The 15,797-nt window shown below is 69.9% G+C and carries 20 protein-coding genes; 14 read left to right on the plus strand and 6 right to left on the minus strand.

Translation table 11 applies throughout. The features are described from left to right. Positions 1–18 precede the first annotated feature (18 nt). Positions 19–630 carry a 30S ribosomal protein S16 gene (gene rpsP / locus ACSQ1L_RS08495; protein WP_435993918.1) on the plus strand — a complete coding sequence of 204 codons (612 nt, stop codon included), beginning with the start codon at positions 19–21 and terminating at the stop codon, positions 628–630. A gap of 145 nt (positions 631–775) precedes the next feature. Further along, on the plus strand, positions 776–1,300 hold the full coding sequence (gene rimM, locus ACSQ1L_RS08500; protein ID WP_435993920.1) for a ribosome maturation factor RimM: 525 nt from the start codon (positions 776–778) through the stop codon (positions 1,298–1,300). 7 nt (positions 1,301–1,307) lie between these two features. Here the strand turns inward: rimM and ACSQ1L_RS08505 are convergent, their stop codons facing one another. Then, positions 1,308–1,484, minus strand: coding sequence for a YegP family protein (locus ACSQ1L_RS08505; protein ID WP_435993922.1), 177 nt, complete (start codon positions 1,482–1,484; stop codon positions 1,308–1,310). A 142-nt stretch (positions 1,485–1,626) separates the two neighbouring features. Here ACSQ1L_RS08505 and ACSQ1L_RS08510 point away from each other — a divergent pair, with 142 nt between their 5' ends. The 6 genes from ACSQ1L_RS08510 (at position 1,627) to ACSQ1L_RS08535 (ending at position 5,575) form a co-directional block, all read left to right on the plus strand. Beyond that, on the plus strand, positions 1,627–1,842 hold the full coding sequence (locus ACSQ1L_RS08510; protein WP_435993924.1) for a KTSC domain-containing protein: 216 nt from the start codon (positions 1,627–1,629) through the stop codon (positions 1,840–1,842). 77 nt (positions 1,843–1,919) lie between these two features. Further along, complete coding sequence (locus ACSQ1L_RS08515) at positions 1,920–2,294, plus strand: hypothetical protein (RefSeq protein ID WP_435993926.1); 375 nt, start codon at positions 1,920–1,922, stop codon at positions 2,292–2,294. 36 nt (positions 2,295–2,330) lie between these two features. Continuing rightward, positions 2,331–3,482, plus strand: coding sequence for an acyltransferase family protein (locus ACSQ1L_RS08520; RefSeq protein ID WP_435993928.1), 1,152 nt, complete (start codon positions 2,331–2,333; stop codon positions 3,480–3,482). Positions 3,483–3,489: 7 nt separating this feature from the next. Beyond that, positions 3,490–4,047 carry a CHAP domain-containing protein gene (locus ACSQ1L_RS08525; protein WP_435993930.1) on the plus strand — a complete coding sequence of 186 codons (558 nt, stop codon included), beginning with the start codon at positions 3,490–3,492 and terminating at the stop codon, positions 4,045–4,047. Between the two features lie 30 nt (positions 4,048–4,077). Then, the gene (locus tag ACSQ1L_RS08530; protein WP_435993932.1) at positions 4,078–5,040 is read left to right on the plus strand and encodes a magnesium transporter CorA family protein; all 963 of its coding nucleotides are present in this window, start codon (positions 4,078–4,080) and stop codon (positions 5,038–5,040) included. Positions 5,041–5,098: 58 nt separating this feature from the next. Next, positions 5,099–5,575: a COG3650 family protein gene (locus tag ACSQ1L_RS08535; RefSeq protein ID WP_435993934.1), complete on the plus strand. Its 477-nt coding sequence runs from the start codon at positions 5,099–5,101 to the stop codon at positions 5,573–5,575. Here ACSQ1L_RS08535 and mmcB read toward each other — a convergent pair. Both mmcB and hslU read right to left on the minus strand, forming a co-directional pair. After that, positions 5,560–6,003: a DNA repair putative endonuclease MmcB gene (gene mmcB / locus ACSQ1L_RS08540; RefSeq protein ID WP_435994252.1), complete on the minus strand. Its 444-nt coding sequence runs from the start codon at positions 6,001–6,003 to the stop codon at positions 5,560–5,562. The two genes, ACSQ1L_RS08535 and mmcB, sit on opposite strands and share 16 nt — an antisense overlap. Positions 6,004–6,083: 80 nt before the next feature. Further along, positions 6,084–7,382 (minus strand): ATP-dependent protease ATPase subunit HslU, encoded by a 1,299-nt coding sequence (gene hslU, locus ACSQ1L_RS08545; RefSeq protein ID WP_435993936.1) that lies wholly within the window; start codon positions 7,380–7,382, stop codon positions 6,084–6,086. 137 nt (positions 7,383–7,519) lie between these two features. On the opposite strand from hslU, the gene ACSQ1L_RS08550 reads away from it, so the two are divergent. Next, entirely contained in the window at positions 7,520–8,308 is a 789-nt protein-coding gene (locus ACSQ1L_RS08550) for a TSUP family transporter (RefSeq protein WP_435993938.1), read from the plus strand. Between the two features lie 10 nt (positions 8,309–8,318). Here ACSQ1L_RS08550 and hslV read toward each other — a convergent pair whose 3' ends face one another. Next, the gene (gene hslV / locus ACSQ1L_RS08555) at positions 8,319–8,885 is read right to left on the minus strand and encodes an ATP-dependent protease subunit HslV (protein WP_435993940.1); all 567 of its coding nucleotides are present in this window, start codon (positions 8,883–8,885) and stop codon (positions 8,319–8,321) included. A 142-nt stretch (positions 8,886–9,027) separates the two neighbouring features. On the opposite strand from hslV, the gene ACSQ1L_RS08560 reads away from it, so the two are divergent. Next, positions 9,028–9,417 carry a BLUF domain-containing protein gene (locus ACSQ1L_RS08560; RefSeq protein WP_435993942.1) on the plus strand — a complete coding sequence of 130 codons (390 nt, stop codon included), beginning with the start codon at positions 9,028–9,030 and terminating at the stop codon, positions 9,415–9,417. 31 nt (positions 9,418–9,448) lie between these two features. After that, positions 9,449–10,183 carry a HesA/MoeB/ThiF family protein gene (locus ACSQ1L_RS08565; RefSeq protein ID WP_435993944.1) on the plus strand — a complete coding sequence of 245 codons (735 nt, stop codon included), beginning with the start codon at positions 9,449–9,451 and terminating at the stop codon, positions 10,181–10,183. On the opposite strand, the gene ACSQ1L_RS08570 is transcribed toward ACSQ1L_RS08565, so the two are convergent. After that, positions 10,180–12,237: an alpha/beta hydrolase family protein gene (locus tag ACSQ1L_RS08570; RefSeq protein WP_435993946.1), complete on the minus strand. Its 2,058-nt coding sequence runs from the start codon at positions 12,235–12,237 to the stop codon at positions 10,180–10,182. The genes ACSQ1L_RS08565 and ACSQ1L_RS08570 overlap by 4 nt on opposite strands. Before the next feature lie 67 nt (positions 12,238–12,304). Beyond that, positions 12,305–13,291 carry a 2-hydroxyacid dehydrogenase gene (locus tag ACSQ1L_RS08575; protein ID WP_435993948.1) on the minus strand — a complete coding sequence of 329 codons (987 nt, stop codon included), beginning with the start codon at positions 13,289–13,291 and terminating at the stop codon, positions 12,305–12,307. A gap of 29 nt (positions 13,292–13,320) precedes the next feature. On the opposite strand from ACSQ1L_RS08575, the gene ACSQ1L_RS08580 reads away from it, so the two are divergent. The 3 genes from ACSQ1L_RS08580 to fabB all read left to right on the plus strand — a co-directional run bounded on the left by ACSQ1L_RS08580 (position 13,321) and on the right by fabB (position 15,794). Next, a complete protein-coding gene (locus tag ACSQ1L_RS08580) occupies positions 13,321–13,881 on the plus strand; it encodes an SH3 domain-containing protein (RefSeq protein WP_435993950.1) in 561 nt (186 codons plus the stop codon). A 100-nt stretch (positions 13,882–13,981) separates the two neighbouring features. Further along, a complete protein-coding gene (fabA, locus tag ACSQ1L_RS08585) occupies positions 13,982–14,509 on the plus strand; it encodes a 3-hydroxyacyl-[acyl-carrier-protein] dehydratase FabA (protein WP_331032426.1) in 528 nt (175 codons plus the stop codon). A gap of 55 nt (positions 14,510–14,564) precedes the next feature. Further along, positions 14,565–15,794, plus strand: coding sequence for a beta-ketoacyl-ACP synthase I (gene fabB / locus ACSQ1L_RS08590; protein ID WP_435993952.1), 1,230 nt, complete (start codon positions 14,565–14,567; stop codon positions 15,792–15,794). The last annotated feature ends 3 nt before the right edge of the window (positions 15,795–15,797 follow it).

A 15,797-nucleotide genomic window follows, 5' to 3' on the forward strand; every position in this document is an offset into this window, starting at 1 on the left:
CCAAGAAAGAGACTGAAAATGCTTAAGATTCGTCTGGCCCGCGGCGGCGCCAAGAAGCGCCCCTACTACTATATCGTCATCGCCGACTCCCACTCGCCGCGCGACGGCAAGTTCATCGAGCGCGTCGGCAGCTACAACCCGATGCTGCCGCGCGACGGCGAGCAGAAGCGCGTCGTCCTGAAGGCCGACCGCATCGCCGAATGGCTCGCCAAGGGCGCCCAGCCGACCGACCGCGTGGCCCGCTTCCTGAGCCAGGACGAAGCCCTCGCCGGCAAGGTCAAGTGGACGCAGGGCAACAACCCGAACAAGGCGCAGCCGGGCAAGAAGGCCCAGGAACGCGCCGCCGAGCGCGCCCAGCGCGAGGCCGACCGCGCCGAGGCCGAAGCCGCCGCCAAGGTGGAAGCCGCCGAAGCCGCCGTCCGCGCCAAGGAAGAGGCCAAGGCCGCCGCCGAAGCCGCCAAGAACGCCCCGGCCCCCGAGCCCGAAGCCGCTGCTGAAGAGGCCCCGGCCGCTGACGCCGTGACCGAGGAAGCCCCTGCTGAAGCCGCCGCGGAAGAAGCTCCGGCCGAAGCCGCTGCTGAAGAAGCCCCGGCCGCCGAAGCGACCGAGGAAGAGAAGACCGAGGCCTGATCGGCCTTCATCCGCTCACCCCGGCGAAGGCCGGGGTCCAGATGACAGAAGGCAGCGCTCGAGGTCCGGGCGCTGCTTTTCTGCTATCTGGCGGCGGCGTTTGTGATCTGGGTCCCGGCCTTCGCCGGGATGAGCGGAGGTTTTCGTGGCGCAGGACAAGCTCATCCTCGTCGGCCAGGTGGCCGGCGGGTTCGGGGTCAAGGGCGAGGTGCGGGTCACGGCCTGGACCGCCGACCCCATGGCGCTGCTGGCCTACGGGCCGCTGCTGCGCGCCGATGGATCGGTCGGCCTGACCCTGACCTCGGCGCGGCCCGAGAAGAGCGGCGTGGTCGGGCGGGCGAAGGAGATCGCCACCAAGGAACAGGCCGACGCGATGCGGGGGCTCAAGCTGCACGTCCTCCGGGACCGGCTGCCCGAGCCGGACGAGGACGAATTCTACCTGACCGACCTGGTCGGGCTGGAAGCGCGCGCGCCCGACGGCGGCGTGCTGGGGACGGTGAAATCGGTGCAGAATTTCGGGGCCGACGACATGCTGGAGATCGCCCCCGCCGTCGGCGGGCCGACCTGGTATCTGCCGTTCACCCGCGACGCCGTCCCCGATCTCCACATCGCCGACGGCTGGCTGCTGGCCGTGCGACCCGTGGAGATCGGGGAGCGCGAGCCGGACTGACCGGGCTCTAGCTGTTGTCCTCGGTCGGCGCGCCCGGGCCATTCTTCTTGATCGAGTCGATGGCGTTCTGGGCCGACGACTTCGAGGAATAGCCCTCAGTCGAGAAGATGGTCTCGGAATTGTATTTGAAGCGGACGCGGAACTCGCCCGCCTTGTCCTTGTAGATCTCGAACTTGTGGGCCATGCGGGCGTCTCCTCTCACAGGCTCGACAGTGAGCCGACGGCCACGCTGTCACAGGCGGCGCCGTGGGCAAACGGGGGAAATGTCCGGTTAACGACACAGACGCGTGATCGGAGCCGTCGCCGCCGTCCGGCGTTTTACCGGCATGCCCTCCACCGTCATCCGCCGTTTCAGTTATGACGAACCGCGCCGGCGGCTGCGGGTGACCTTCACCAGCGGCGACGTCTACGATTATGAGGCGGTGCCGCCAGACGTGGTCGAGGACTTCAGGGCGGCGCCGTCCAAGGGGCGGTTCTTCGGGCCGAACATCCGCGATCGCTACCCGTATCGCCGGATCGAGAAGGCGCCCAGGCCGCACTGAGCGCCGCCCCGGGCGCTTTCGCGCGGCCGCGAACCGTGCCTATGGTGGCGCTTCGCGATCGATATCGGAGTGAGTGGATGCGCCGGACCGTTGTCGCCCTGATGGCCGTGGCCGCCCTCGTCGCGGGCTGCGGAGAGGCCGCCGAAACACCCGCGACCGAACCCGCCGACGCCGTCCTGCCGACGCCCCAGATGCCCGCCGACGCCCCGCCCCAGGAAGAGGTCGATCCCGCCGTGCTCGCCGCCACCCCGGCGGGCGAGCCCGGCTCCTGCCTGAACGAGATCGGCGCGGCCGCCTCGGCGCGGCTGGTCCAGCGCTGCATCGCCGTCAGCCCCGCCACCCATCCGCCGTGCAACGCCGCCAACCCCTGCGCCATGATCCAGGGCGAGATCGACCGGGCCTGCGAAATGTACGCGCCCGGCGAAGCGAAACCGGCGGAATGCGGCGCTTAACGGTTCCTATAACGTGACTCTCTAGTCTGGGCGGTCATGACACCCGTCCAGACGCCCCCCGATCTACGCGCTCTGACCACGCTGCGGTTCCTCGCGGCGCTGTGGGTGGTGATGTTCGCGGCCTGGCCGCATCTGGATGTCGGCTTCACGCCCGTCGCGGTGACCAAGGGCTATCTGGGCGTCGAGGTCTTCTTCGTCCTGTCCGGCTTCATCCTCAGCCACGTCTATCTCGAGGCGGCCGGGCAGGGCCGGCCGGGCGGCTTCAGCTATCGCGGCTTCCTGTGGGCGCGGGTGGCGCGGGTCTATCCGCTGCATCTGGTCACCTTGGCGGGCATGGTCGGGCTGGGCGTCGCGGCCACCGTCGCCGGCCTGACCGTCAGCGAGAGCCTGCTCGACTGGCGCTCCCTGCCGGCGCACCTGAGCCTGACCCACGCCTGGGGGCTGGCGTCGAGCGCGGCCTTCAACCATCCGTCGTGGTCGATCTCGGCCGAATGGTTCGCCTATCTGAGCTTCCCCGCCTTCGCCTTCGTGGCCTGGCGGATGCGCGAGCGGCCCGTGCTGGCCACCGCGATCGCCGCGGCCGCCGCCCTGGCGCTCTACGCCGCGTTCGAACCGCTGGCCGGCTTCTCCCTGACCGAGGCGACCTTCCGCTGGGGCGCGCTCAGGATCGTTCCCTGTTTCGCGCTGGGCTGCGCCCTCTACCTGATCCACCGCCGCGCGCCCGTGCGCCACGGCGGCCTGATCGCCGTCGCCTGCGGGGCGGGCCTGCTGGCCAGCGCCTCGCTGGGCCTGTGGGATCCCGTCGTGGTGCTGTTCGCGGGCGGACTGATCCTCGGCTTGGGCGGGCTCGACAACGCCCGGGCCGGCGTTTTCGCCTCGAAGGCCGGGGTCTACCTCGGGGAGATTTCGTATTCGATCTACATGGTCTGCGCGCCCGTGCTGCTGCTGGGCGTCAACGTCGCGGCGCGGCTCACCGGGGCCGGGGACAAGAAGCTTCACATAATTGTGTGGCTGGCCGTTCTGGCGATGATCCCGATCGCGGCGGCCCTGACCTACCACGTGGTCGAACGCCCCGCCCGCAAGGCTTTGCGGGGGATGGCGACTCGCTACGGCTCAGGTCAAGTGGCATTGAAACCACAGGCGGATTCGCCTGAGGGGGTGCTTCAACCCTCGAAAACTATCGTCTAAGGCTAAGTTGCTGAAACAGGTCGGGACCCACGCCAGCATGATGAAACGGCTCACAGCCGCCGCGGTTGCGGCGACCCTCGGACTTTTCGCGCTGGCCGGCACGGCCCCCGCCGCGAAGGCCGACGAGCCGTACTGGCAGTGCGTGACCTTCGCCCGGATGTTCTCCGGCATCGAAATCTTCGGCGACGCCCACACCTGGTGGTCGCAGGCCCAGAACCGCTTCCAGACCGGTGAGCGGCCCCGGACCGGTGCGGTGCTGGCGTTCCAGTCAAGCGGCCGGATGAGCCGGGGCCACGTCGCCGTGGTGTCGGAGGTCCTGACCGACCGGGTCATCCGCGTCACCCACGCCAACTGGGGCGGCAGCCGCGGCAAGGTCGAGGAGAACGTCACCGTCGTGGACGTCTCGGGCTCGAATGACTGGAGCTCGGTCAAGGTGTGGTACAACCCGATCAATGACCTGGGCACGACCGTCTATCCGACCTACGGCTTCATCTACAAAGCCCCGGCGCAGCCCTCGGACGGCGTGCTCATGGCCTCGGTTCCGACGAGCGACGGCCAGCCCTGACCGCCTGATCCCCGCCCCCGGCGTTCGCCCATGATCCGCGTCTATCGGCCGGGCTGCCGAACCTGCGAGTCCCATGCCGGCGAGCCGGCCGCCTGGACCCTGCCGCCCGACGCGGTCTGGATCGACCTGCTGAACCCCACTCCCGACGAGGACCGGGCCGTCGAGGCGGCCCTGGGCCTGTCGGTGCCGACCCGCGAGGAGATGGCCGAGCTGGAGGCGTCGAGCCGGCTCTACCGCGAGAATGGGGCCACCTATGTCACCGCCGACATCATTCATCACGGCGACACCGACATGCCGGGCCTCGATCCGGTGACCTTCGTGCTGACGGCGGGTCCGCTGGTGACCGTCCGCTATTTCGACCCCAAGCCGTTCGCCCTGCTGCTCGACAAGCTGGGTCGCGATCCGGCGCTGTGCGGCACGGGCGCCGATCTCTTCCTGAACCTGATGGAGGCGATCATCGACCGGGCCTCGGACGTCCTGTCGACCAATGCCGCCAAGGTCGAGGGGGTGTCGAACCACGTCTTCAGCGGGCGTAAGACGGTCGGGTTCGAGAAGCTGATCACCCAGCTGGGCCGCGCCCATATCGCCAACGCCCGCATCGAGCAGAGCCTGTCGGGGCTGGCGCGCATCTTCGCCTTCGTGGCGCTCGACGACCGCATCGAGAAGCAGCCCGAGACGCGCGAGCATCTCAACTCGCTGGCGCGCGACGCCCAGAGCCTGATCTCCCATAACCAGGCCGTGGCGGCCTCGATCGATTTCCAGCTGTCGGCGGCGCTGGGGCTGATCAACATCGAGCAGTCGTCGATCATCAAGATCTTCTCGGTGGCGGCGGTGGCCTTCCTGCCGCCGACCCTGATCGCCTCGATCTACGGGATGAATTTCGATCACATGCCCGAGCTGCCGCAGGTCTGGGGCTATCCGGCCGCCCTCGTGGCCATGCTCGTCTCGGCTATCCTGCCGCTGGCCTGGTTCAAGAAGAAGGGCTGGCTGTAAGGCCGCGCTTGACCCGACCGGCCGTCCCGCGCTCCATGCCGCCAACCCGGAGACTCCCATGCGCGCCCTCGCCCTGACCCCCCTCGCCGGCCTCGCCCTCGCCGCCTGCTCCCAGCCCGCGGACGCCCCCGCGGCCCCCGAACCCGCGTCCGCGCCCGCGCCCATTCTGGCCGGCGTCGACCTGACCCGGCCGTTGCGCGTCGGCGGCAACGAGCCGTTCTGGGCTATCGAGATGACCGGCTCCGAGATGGTCTATGGCGGCGTCGACCGCCCCGAGCAGCGGGCGCCGCAGGGTCAGCCCACGATACAGGGCACCATGGCGACCTGGGAGACGGCGACCGGCGCCGGCGCCCCGCTCAAGGTCACGCTGACCGCCACCGACTGCAGCGACGGCATGAGCGATCGCACCTATCCGCTCACCGCGATGGTGGAGATCAGCGGCGAAACGCTGATGGGCTGCGCCTCGACCGCCACCGCCCACACAAGCACGGGAGAAAGCGGCCGCGTCGTCGACCCGGCTCAGCCCGCCGGCTGATCCCTCAGCGTCCTGAGCGCGCCCAGCCGGGCGAAGGCGATGGTCAGGGCCTTGCGCCGGGCGGGGGCCAGCGGGATCGACACCGCCTCGCGCACCACCGCGCCGCCGAAGCCGTCGGCCACGATCAGCCCCGGCTCGTCGGGCAGGATGTCGGCGGGAAACTCGGGCGCGACCGCGAAATAGAACAGGTCGCAGTACGGCCGGTACTCGCCCCATTTGCGGTCGACCCGGAAATCCTCCAGCCCCGACTTGACCTCGCAGATGGCGATCTCGCCGCGCGGACCGAGCGCCATCACGTCGGCGCGGCGGCCGTTGGGCAGGCCGACTTCGAGCAGCGGCGCATAGCCCATGTCGGCCATCAGCCGCGCGGCGCCGCGCGTAACCGACAGGGTCGTCGCAGGGCGGCTGAAGACCAGGTCGATGGACAGGACGGCGGCGGGCACGAGCCCTCTATGTTCCGGATGTGTTCCGTTTTCAAGCCGGAGGGTTCGGAACGATCGGCGGCGCCCTACAGGATGAACCGGCTCAGATCCGCGTCCCGCGCCAGATCGGCGACCTTGTCCCGCACCTGATCGGCGTCGAAGGCGATGGTCTGGCCGGCGAGGTCCGAGGCCTTGAAGCTGGTCTCCTCCAGCACCCGTTCCAGCACCGTCTGAAGCCGGCGCGCGCCGATGTTCTCGACGGTGGAATTGGCCGCCACCGCCGCGTCGGCGAGGGCCCCGATGGCCTCGTCAGTGAAGGTCAACGTGACATCTTCCGTGGCCAGCAAAGCCTGGTTCTGGCGGATCAGATTGGCCTCGGGCTGGGTCAGGATGCGCACGAAGTCGTCGCGGGTCAGGGCCTTCAGCTCGACCCGGATCGGCAACCGCCCCTGCAATTCCGGCAGCAGGTCCGACGGCTTGGCCACGTGGAAGGCGCCCGAGGCGATGAACAACACATGGTCCGACTTCACCGGCCCGTATTTGGTCGACACCGTGGTGCCCTCGATCAGCGGCAGCAGGTCGCGCTGGACGCCCTCGCGGCTGACGTCGGCCCCGGAGGCGCCCTGCCGGGCCGCCACCTTGTCGATCTCGTCGAGGAAGACGATGCCCTCGTTCTCGGCCAGCAGCAGGGCCTCGCGGGTCAGGCTGTCCTGATCCAGCAGCTTGTCGCTCTCCTCGGTGACCAGCGGCCCGACGGCGTCGCGCACCGGCAGCTTGACCGTCTTCGTCCGGCCGCCGCCCAGCTTGCCCAGCATCTCGGACAGATTGATCATGCCGACGTTGCCGCCGGGCAGGTCGAGCCCCTGGATCGGCGAGGCGGTGTCGGCGAGGGACACCTCGACCTCCTTGTCGTCCAGCTCGCCGGCGCGCAGCTTCTTGCGGAAGCTGTCGCGCGTCGCCGGCTGCGACCCCGGCCCGACGAGGGCGTCGAGGATACGCTCCTCGGCGGCGGCCTCGGCCTTGGCCTTGACGCCCGTGCGGCGCTTGTCGCGGACCATGACCAGCGCGGACTCGACGAGGTCGCGCATGATCTGGTCGACGTCACGGCCGACGTAGCCGACCTCGGTGAATTTGGTCGCCTCGACCTTGAGGAAGGGCGAGCCCGCCAGCTTGGCCAGGCGGCGGGCGATCTCGGTCTTGCCGACGCCGGTGGGGCCGATCATCAGGATGTTCTTGGGCGTCACCTCGTCGCGCAGATCCTCGGGCACGCGCTTGCGCCGCCAGCGGTTCCTCAGGGCCACGGCGACGGCGCGTTTGGCGTCGTCCTGGCCGACGATGAAGCGGTCGAGTTCAGAAACGATTTCGCGGGGAGACAGATCGGTCATGATGCGCAGATAGGGCTGTTCAGCCGCCGGCGGGAGGGGTGGGGCGCTGGACGGCCGGCCCCGCCCGTCAAATTGCCGAACGACGCCGCCGCGGTGCGGTATGTGGAGCATGCCCGACCGCATGCCGAGGAGTGCGCATGGATTTCGTCGTCATCGGCCTCGTGGCCTTCCTGGCGTCCGGCCTGACCCTGTATTCGGGATTCGGGCTGGGCACCGTGCTGCTGCCCGCCTTCGCCCTGTTCTTCCCGGCCCCGGTCGCCGTGGCGGCGACGGGGATCGTCCATCTGCTCAACGGCCTGTTCAAGGGCGGCCTGCTGTGGCGGCAGGCCGACTGGGGCGTCGTGCTGCGCTTCGGCCTGCCCGCCATACCGGCGGCGATCGCCGGAGCCTGGCTGCTGGGCCGGCTCGGAGCCGGGGGCGTGCTGTTCTCGTGGAGTTTCGCCGGTCACGGCTTCGGCCCTACACCCGCCGCCCTTGCCGTCGGCCTCGTGATGATCACGCTCGGCCTGCTCGAGCTGCAGCCGTGGTTCCAGCGCCTCGCCGCCCCGCCGTCCGCCGCGCCGCTCGGCGGGTTGGCGACGGGCTTCGTGGGTGGACTGACCGGACAGCAGGGCGCGCTGCGCTCGATGTTCCTGCTCCGTTTCGGGCTCGATCCGGCCCGGTTCATCGCCACGGGGGTGATGATCGCGGTGCTGATCGACCTGTCGCGGCTGCCGGTCTACGGCCTGATGGCCGGGAGCGCCGCCGGCGATCTCGACGTGCGGCAGGGGCTGCTGGTGGGATGGGCGGTGTTGTGCGCCTTCGCCGGCGCCTGGGGCGCGGTGCGGTGGCTGAAGAAGGTCACCATCGGCCTGGTGCGGGGCGTCGTCGCCGCCGCCATGCTTGCGATCGGCGCGGCGCTCGCGGCCGGTCTGATCGGGACCTGACCGGCGCCGCTCAGGCCTCGAGCGTCTCCACCACCAGATTGCCGTTGGTGTAGACGCAGATGTCCGCCGCGATGGCCATGGCGCGACGGGCGACGGCTTCGGCGTCCAGCTCGGTGTTGTCGATCAGGGCCCGGGCGGCGGCGAGCGCGAAATTGCCCCCCGATCCGACCGCCGCGACCCCGTGTTCCGGCTCCAGCACGTCGCCGACGCCGGTGACGGTGAAGATCGAGCTCCTGTCCGCCACCAGCAGCATGGCCTCGAGCCGGCGCAGGTAGCGGTCGGTGCGCCAGTCCTTGGCGAGATCGACGCAGGCCCGGGCCAGCTGGTCCGGATACTGCTCCAGCTTGGCCTCAAGACGCTCGATCAGGGTGAAGGCGTCGGCCGTGGCCCCGGCGAAGCCCGCCAGCACCTTGCCGCCCGCCAGGGTCCGCACCTTGCGCGCGGCGCCCTTGACGATGGTCTGTCCCATCGAGACCTGGCCGTCACCGGCGATGACGGTGCGGCCGTCCTTGCGCACCGCCAGGATGGTGGTGCCGTGCCAGCCCGGCAATGAGGGAACTGAGGTTTCGTGCGTCATACATTTCAGATGGAGACCGAAATGCGGCGGGGCAAGCGGTTTCCAGCGGGAATCCAATGCTCAAGCTGAGCCATATTTCGACCAATGTAAGCCGTTACAACGCCAATCTGTACCCCCGATATCGCTATATGAGGGAAGCGCTGTGCTTCATCGCGTAATCTACGCCAGCGAAGCGGTTGGCGCGACCGGCGCTTCGACCCTGTCGATCGCCCAGATCCTCGGCGTCTCGGAGCGCAACAACCGGCGCGACCACCTGACCAGCTGCGTGATGTTCCACCAGGGGCATATCCTGCAGGCGATCGAGGGCGGCCGCACCGACCTGGACCGGCTGATCCGGCGTCTGCTCGACGATCCCCGGCACACCGGGCTGCGAATTCTGGGGGATGCGCCGATCAACGCCCGGCGCATCGACGAGCCGATGGGGCTGTGCGCCGATCCGGCCGCCCTGCTGGACCGTCTCGGACTGAACTGCCTGTCGCGCGTCACCGGCGTCGAGGCCGAGGTGCTGCTGGATATCCGCAAGGCCGCGTGACGGGGGGCTCCGGACCGCCTAACTGGGGCGGGTGAGCTTTTCCGACGACGAGATCGAGCGCTACGCCCGCCACCTGGTTCTGGCCGAGATCGGCGGGCCCGGCCAGCAGCGGCTGAAGGCCGCCCGCGTGGCCATCGTGGGCCTGGGCGGCGTCGGCGCGCCGGCGGCGCTGTATCTGGCGGCGGCGGGCGTCGGGGCGCTTCGCCTGATCGACCATGACGTCATCGGCCTGTCCAACCTGCAGCGCCAGATCATCTTCGCCGAAACCGATGTCGGCGACCCCAAGGCGGAAGCCGGCGCGGCGCGGCTGGGCGCCCTCAATTCCCATGTCGACGTCGAGACGGCGCCCGAGCGCCTGACCGCCAACAACGCCGCCTGGCTGCTGGACGGCTGCGACCTGGTCCTCGACGGCACCGACGATTTCGAGACCCGGTTCGCGACCAACGCCGCCTGCGTCGCCGCCGGGATTCCACTGGTGTCCGGCGCGCTCGGACGGTGGAGCGGCCAGGTCGGGGTGTTCGCCGGACGCCCCTGCTACCGCTGCCTCGTCCCGGAAGCCCCGCCGGACGCCGAGACCTGCGCCCGCGTCGGCGTGGTCGGGGCGCTGGCCGGCGTGGTCGGCTCGATGACGGCGCTGGAGGCGATCAAGCTGATCACCGGCGCCGGCGAGGCCCTGACCGGCCGGCTGCTCCTCTACGACGGCCTGGCCGGAACCGCGCGGACAGTGGGCGTCGCGGCCGATCCGGCCTGTCCGGTGTGCGGCTAGTCGACCGGGGACGCCTCGGCCGCTGAAACGCCGCTTCCAGAGGCCGCGGCCACGGCCGCCGGAAGATGTCGGCCGAGGAAGGCCTCGACCTCCGTCAAGGCGGTGGTGTCCTGCCGCGTCGACCAGTCCGAATGACCGGCGTCCTCCAACACGATCAGCTGCACGTCCTTGCCGGCCCGCCGCAAGGAGCGGTCCATGTTGCGCGACTGGCTGACCGGAACCACGTCGTCGGCCTCGCCGTGAATGAGCAGGACGGGAAGGCGCCAATCGGCGGCGCGACGCAGGGGCGAGGCAGCGTCCAGCCGCTCCCGGTCCTCGCGCGGGTCGCCGATGGACTTCAGCCAGTAGTCGTAGCGGTCGGAATCGGCCCCCGCCTCGGACCGCTCCCAGCTCATCATGGCGACCAGGTCGCTGGGGCCGGCGATCGAGACGACGCAGCGATACAGGTCGGGTTGGGTCGCCCCCGCCTGCAGGGCCGCATAGCCGCCGTAGCTGGCGCCCACGATGCAGATCTGGCTGCGGTCGGCGAGACCCTGGGTGATCAGGTGTTCGACGCCGGCGGTCACATCGTCCTGCATGCGGCCGCCCCACTCGCGGTAGCCGGCCTCGGCGAACGCCTTGCCCATCCCCGCCGAGCCCCGGAAATTGGGCTGGAAGACCTGATAGCCCCGCGTCGCGAGGAACTGGGCCCAGCGGTCGTAGGTCAGGTAGTCGCGCATCTCGGGCCCGCCGTGCGGCATGACCACAAGCGGCAGGGGCGCCCCCACCGCGGCGCCGGGAGGCCGCGTCAGATAGCCGAACAGCGCCTCGCCGTCGGCCGCCGCGTAGTCGACCCGCTCCATCACGCCGAGCGCCGGCTCGGGAAGGCGCGGATAGATCGAGCCGACGAACTCCATATGCCGCTCGGCGACGTCGAAGATGTAATATTGCCCCGGATTGTTGGGAGCCGACGCCAGCACCAGCCAGCGCGAGCCGTCCCGGGCCTGCGAAACCACGCTGACGCTCCAGCTGTCCCCGAAGAAACGGCGGATGCCGGTCATCAAGGCGTTCTCGCCCCGATCCGTGAAGTCGCAGCGATAGATGTCGGCCCAGTAGCAGCCGGCCACCAGTTCAAGGCTATCCGCGTCCAGCACGATCCCTGAAACGTCGTAGCGGGGATTGCGCCAGATGGTCGGCCCCATCGTTCGGGTGGTGAAGTCGAAGATGTGCACACCTGCGGTGCTCTCACCATCCGGGGCGTCCGGCCGAACCGCGACATAGATCTTGCCCGGCTGGTCCGTGGCGCCGAGGGACTCGTAGTCGGGCAGGTCGCGAATCTCGTTGCGGCGCAGGCGGAACACTTCGCTCCAGGCGCCGTCGGGGTTCAGCGCCTCCATCAGCATGATGCGGCCGGTGGCCCCGCGATAGGCGATGCGGCCGACCACCGCCCCGTTCCGGTCGGTGATGTAGTCCAGGACGCGGCGATGGCCCTCGACGGTTCTGGCGGCCTCGCCGGTCAGGATGTTGACCCGGGCCACGTTCAGCCGGTCATGGCGGTCGCGATAGCTCATCAGAATGTGGTCGGGATCGTCGCGCAGGGTGTCCAGCACCTCGCCCGGCGCGGCGTCCTCGGCGCCTGGAGCCTTGAGCGCAACCATGCCGCTGCCGTCGCGGGCCAGTGACAATACGGACTGGCCGAAGGTGAAGCTCCGCACACTGCCGTCTTCCCGACCCCTGAAGCGCCGCAGCTCGAGGCGGGTCAGGCCGATCAGCAGCCGGTCGTCGGTCTTCCAGCGAATCCAGTCGACGAACACGCCGCCGAAATGCTCCCGGCTCGACCCCGCTCCCATGATCGAGACCGTGCCCTCCTGAAGGTCGCGGATGTGGACCGCGCTCTCGTCGCCCTCGTGGACGGTCCAGACCAGATAGCGTCCCGACGGCGACAGGCTGGCGGCGCTCAGCGCCGGCCCCTCGAGGAAGTCGGCGACGGTCGGAGGATCGGCGCGCGCCGGCGGGACCGCGCCCAGCAGCCAGAACGCCGCGCAGGCGGCCGCAATCGTTCGGATACTCTGCATCGCGCCGCCCCCGGGTGATCCGCGGCAAGCTTTCCGCGAGCCGCCCCAAGGCGTCAACCCTCGGACGTTAAAGCATCGCCGGAATGACCCGGTCGGGCGGACGGTGGCCGTTCTGGAAGGTCAGGATGTTGGCGATGACGCGGTCGCCCATGTCCTGGCGCGCCTCCAGCGTGGCCGAGCCGAGGTGCGGCAGCAGCACGACGTTGGCGTGGCGCAGCAGGCCGGGATGCACCGCCGGCTCGTGCTCGTAGACGTCCAGACCGACCCCGGCGATGGCGCGGCGCGCCACAGCGTCGGCCAGCGCCGCCTCGTCGATCAGTTCGCCGCGGGCGGTGTTGACCAGCAGGGCATGCGGCTGCAGCCGCGCCAGCCGTTCGGCCGACAGCAGGTGATGCGTCTCCCGCGTCGCCGGGGCGTTCAGCGAGATGACGTCCATCCGCGCCAGCATCTGGTCCAGATCGTCCCAGTAGGTCGCGCCCAGTTCCTCGGCGACCATGTTCGGGACCGGCTTGCGGTTGTGGTAGTGGACCTGCATCCCGAAGGCGCGGGCCCGCCGCGCCAGCGCCTGGCCGATGCGCCCCATGCCGACGATGCCCAGCCGCTTGCCCCACAGCTTGCGGCCGGTCATCCAGGTCGGGGTCCAGCCCTCGAACCGGCCCTCGGCCATGACCTGCGCGCCCTCGACGAGGCGCCGGCTGACCGCGAGGATCAACCCCATGGTCAGGTCGGCGGTGTCCTCGGTCAGCACGCCGGGGGTGTTGGTGACGATCAGGCCCCGCCCGACCGCCGCCTCGATATCCATGTGATTCACGCCCGCGCCGAAGCTGGCGATCATCTTCAGCCGTTCGCCCGCCGCCGCGATCAGCCCGGCGTCGATGGCGTCGGTGATGGTCGGGACCAGCACATCGGCGCGCCGCACCGCCGCCTCCAGCGCGGCCCGGTCCATCGCCGTGTCGGTCAGGTTCAGCTCGGCGTCGAACAGCTCGCGCATGCGCGTCTCGACCGCGTCCGGCAAGCGTCTGGTTAACACGACCTTAAGCCTGGGCGCGGACATTCGGAGCCTTCAATTTCGTGGACCCCCGCGTGTCTAGCAAAGCTCGTCCCCGCTTCCAAAGACTGGCTGCAACGGCGGCGGCCGTTTGCGCGGCGGTGCTGGCCGGCGGCGCCCAGACCATGCCCGACGGCCGCCCCACGCCCAGCGGTCAACCGGTGCCGCGCTGGCTGTCCCTGAAGTCGTCGGAAGTGCACGCCCGCTTCGGCCCGGGCCTCGACCACCGCATCCTGTGGGAATACCGCGTCTCCGGCCTGCCGGTGCAGGTGATCGCCGAGACCACCGAATGGCGCAAGATCTGCGACCCCGAGGGCGCGGTCGCCTGGGTCCACCGCAGCGTGGTGTCGAGCCGCCGCAGCGTCTTCAACGCCTCGGCGGAGGAAGTGCCCATCCGTTCGGGCCGATCCGACGCCTCGGCCGTGCGGGCCCGGCTGTCGCCCCGCTCGCTGGTGCCGGTAGATGAGTGCGAGGAAGGCTGGTGCCGCGTCCGCGCCGGCCGGCTTCGCGGCTGGGTGCGCCAGTCGGCCGTGTTCGGGGCCCAGGAGCGGCCGCTGTGCAACGCGGCCCGGCCGGCGGGAACAGCCCGCCGCTGACAGGAGTGGTTGAGCCCGCTCGCGCGCTCGTGTAACCCGACGGCCACACCCGGCCATGAGCAGCGCCCCGCGCCGCGGCCCTCTGAGATGCGAGCGCCCGTTGACCCAACCGAATCCGTCCTCGTTCGACTATGAAGCCCTGCTGGCCTCGGGCCGCGGCGAGCTGTTCGGCGAGGGCAACGCCCGGCTGCCCGCCCCGCCGATGCTGATGTTCGACCGCATCGTCACGATCAACGCGGACGGCGGCGCGCACGGCAAGGGCTATGTCGAGGCCGAGCTGGATATCCATCCCGACCTCTGGTTCTTCCAGTGCCACTTCATCGGCGATCCGGTCATGCCCGGCTGCCTGGGCCTCGACGCCATGTGGCAGCTGGTCGGCTTCTACCTCGGCTGGATCGGCGGCCCGGGCCGCGGCCGGGCGCTGGGCGTCGGCGAGGTCAAATTCACCGGCCAGGTGACCCCGGACATCAAGAAGGTGGTCTACAAGATCGACCTCAAGCGGGTCATCAACCGCCGCCTGGTCATGGGCATCGCCGACGGGGTTCTCGAAGCCGACGGCGTCCCCATCTATACGGCGACCGACATGCGCGTCGGCCTGTTCGGCGCGACCGAACCCGTCGGCGGCTAAACCCGTTTACAGACCGCGGCCAACGCGGCGAGCTGAGTTCAAGAAGGAAACCACCATGCGGCGTGTCGTCGTCACCGGACTGGGTATCGTCTCATCCATCGGCACGGGCCAGGATGAGGTCACCGCCTCCCTGCGCGAGGCGAAATCCGGCGTGCAGCACGCCGCCGACCACGCCGCGCACGGCTTCCGCTCGCAGGTCTGGGCCCCGCCGTCGCTGGGAGTGACGGCCGAGGACTGGGCCCCGCACGTCGATCGCCGCGCGGCCCGCTTCCTCGCCAACGGCACCGCCTGGGGGCATATCGCCTTCGAGGAGGCGCTCAAGGACTCCGGCCTGACCCCGGACGAGATCAAGTCCGAGCGCATCGGCCTGATCGTCGGCGAGGGCGGCCCCTCGACCCAGATCATCCTGCAGGCGGCCCAGACCACCATCGAGAAGGGCTCGCCCAAGCGCATCGGTCCGTTCGCCGTGCCCAAGGCCATGGCCTCCGGCCCTTCGGCCGTGCTGGCCACCTGGTTCGAGCTCAAGGGCATCAACTATTCGATCAGTTCGGCCTGCGCGACCTCGGCCCACTGCATCGGCGCGGCCGCCGAGCAGATCGCCTGGGGCAAGCAGGACGTGGTCTTCGCCGGCGGCTGCGAGGACATCGACTGGTCGATGTCGAACATGTTCGACGCCATGGGCGCCATGTCGTCGAACTTCAACGAAACCCCCGCGAAAGCCAGCCGCGCCTATGACAAGGACCGCGACGGCTTCGTCATCGCCGGCGGCGCCGGCATCGTGGTGCTGGAAGAGTACGAACGGGCCAAGGCGCGCGGCGCGACCATCTACGCCGAGGTCACCGGCTACGGGGCCAATTCCGACGGCTTTGACATGGTCGCCCCCTCCGGCGAGGGCGCCGAGCGCTGCATGAAGCTGGCGCTTGAAATGGCCGGCAACCCGCGCATCGACTACCTCAACCCCCACGGCACCTCGACCCCGGTCGGCGACTCCAAGGAGATGGGCGCGGTCCGCCGGGTGTTCGGCGACGACCTGCCGATGATCTCCTCGACCAAGTCCCTGACCGGCCACAGCCTCGGCGCGGCGGGCGCGCAGGAGGCGATCTACTGCCTGCTGATGATGAAGAACGGCTTCGCGGCCGAGAGCGCCCACATCGAAAACCTCGACCCCGAGTTCGAGGGCATGCCGATCCTGCGCCAGCGCCACGACGGCGAACTGAAGCACGTCATGTCCAACAGCTTCGGCTTCGGCGGCACCAACGGCACGCTGATCCTGTCGAAAGTCTGAGAC

The sequence above is a fragment of the Brevundimonas sp. LjRoot202 genome (assembly GCF_964253355.1).
Classification (GTDB): Bacteria; Pseudomonadota; Alphaproteobacteria; order Caulobacterales; family Caulobacteraceae; genus Brevundimonas.

Excerpts from the sequence above, each read along its gene's own strand:
- hslU (WP_435993936.1), bottom strand. The coding sequence starts at position 7,382 with ATGACCGATCTGTCTCCCCGCGAAATCGTTTCTGAACTCGACCGCTTC.
- ACSQ1L_RS08570 (WP_435993946.1), bottom strand. The coding sequence starts at position 12,237 with ATGCAGAGTATCCGAACGATTGCGGCCGCCTGCGCGGCGTTCTGGCTG.
- hslV (WP_435993940.1), bottom strand. The coding sequence starts at position 8,885 with ATGACGCACGAAACCTCAGTTCCCTCATTGCCGGGCTGGCACGGCACC.
- ACSQ1L_RS08575 (WP_435993948.1), bottom strand. The coding sequence starts at position 13,291 with ATGTCCGCGCCCAGGCTTAAGGTCGTGTTAACCAGACGCTTGCCGGAC.
- ACSQ1L_RS08520 (WP_435993928.1), top strand. The coding sequence starts at position 2,331 with ATGACACCCGTCCAGACGCCCCCCGATCTACGCGCTCTGACCACGCTG.
- ACSQ1L_RS08515 (WP_435993926.1), top strand. The coding sequence starts at position 1,920 with ATGCGCCGGACCGTTGTCGCCCTGATGGCCGTGGCCGCCCTCGTCGCG.
- ACSQ1L_RS08505 (WP_435993922.1), bottom strand. The coding sequence starts at position 1,484 with ATGGCCCACAAGTTCGAGATCTACAAGGACAAGGCGGGCGAGTTCCGC.
- ACSQ1L_RS08510 (WP_435993924.1), top strand. The coding sequence starts at position 1,627 with ATGCCCTCCACCGTCATCCGCCGTTTCAGTTATGACGAACCGCGCCGG.
- ACSQ1L_RS08535 (WP_435993934.1), top strand. The coding sequence starts at position 5,099 with ATGCGCGCCCTCGCCCTGACCCCCCTCGCCGGCCTCGCCCTCGCCGCC.
- fabB (WP_435993952.1), top strand. The coding sequence starts at position 14,565 with ATGCGGCGTGTCGTCGTCACCGGACTGGGTATCGTCTCATCCATCGGC.
- rpsP (WP_435993918.1), top strand. The coding sequence starts at position 19 with ATGCTTAAGATTCGTCTGGCCCGCGGCGGCGCCAAGAAGCGCCCCTAC.
- ACSQ1L_RS08530 (WP_435993932.1), top strand. The coding sequence starts at position 4,078 with ATGATCCGCGTCTATCGGCCGGGCTGCCGAACCTGCGAGTCCCATGCC.
- ACSQ1L_RS08550 (WP_435993938.1), top strand. The coding sequence starts at position 7,520 with ATGGATTTCGTCGTCATCGGCCTCGTGGCCTTCCTGGCGTCCGGCCTG.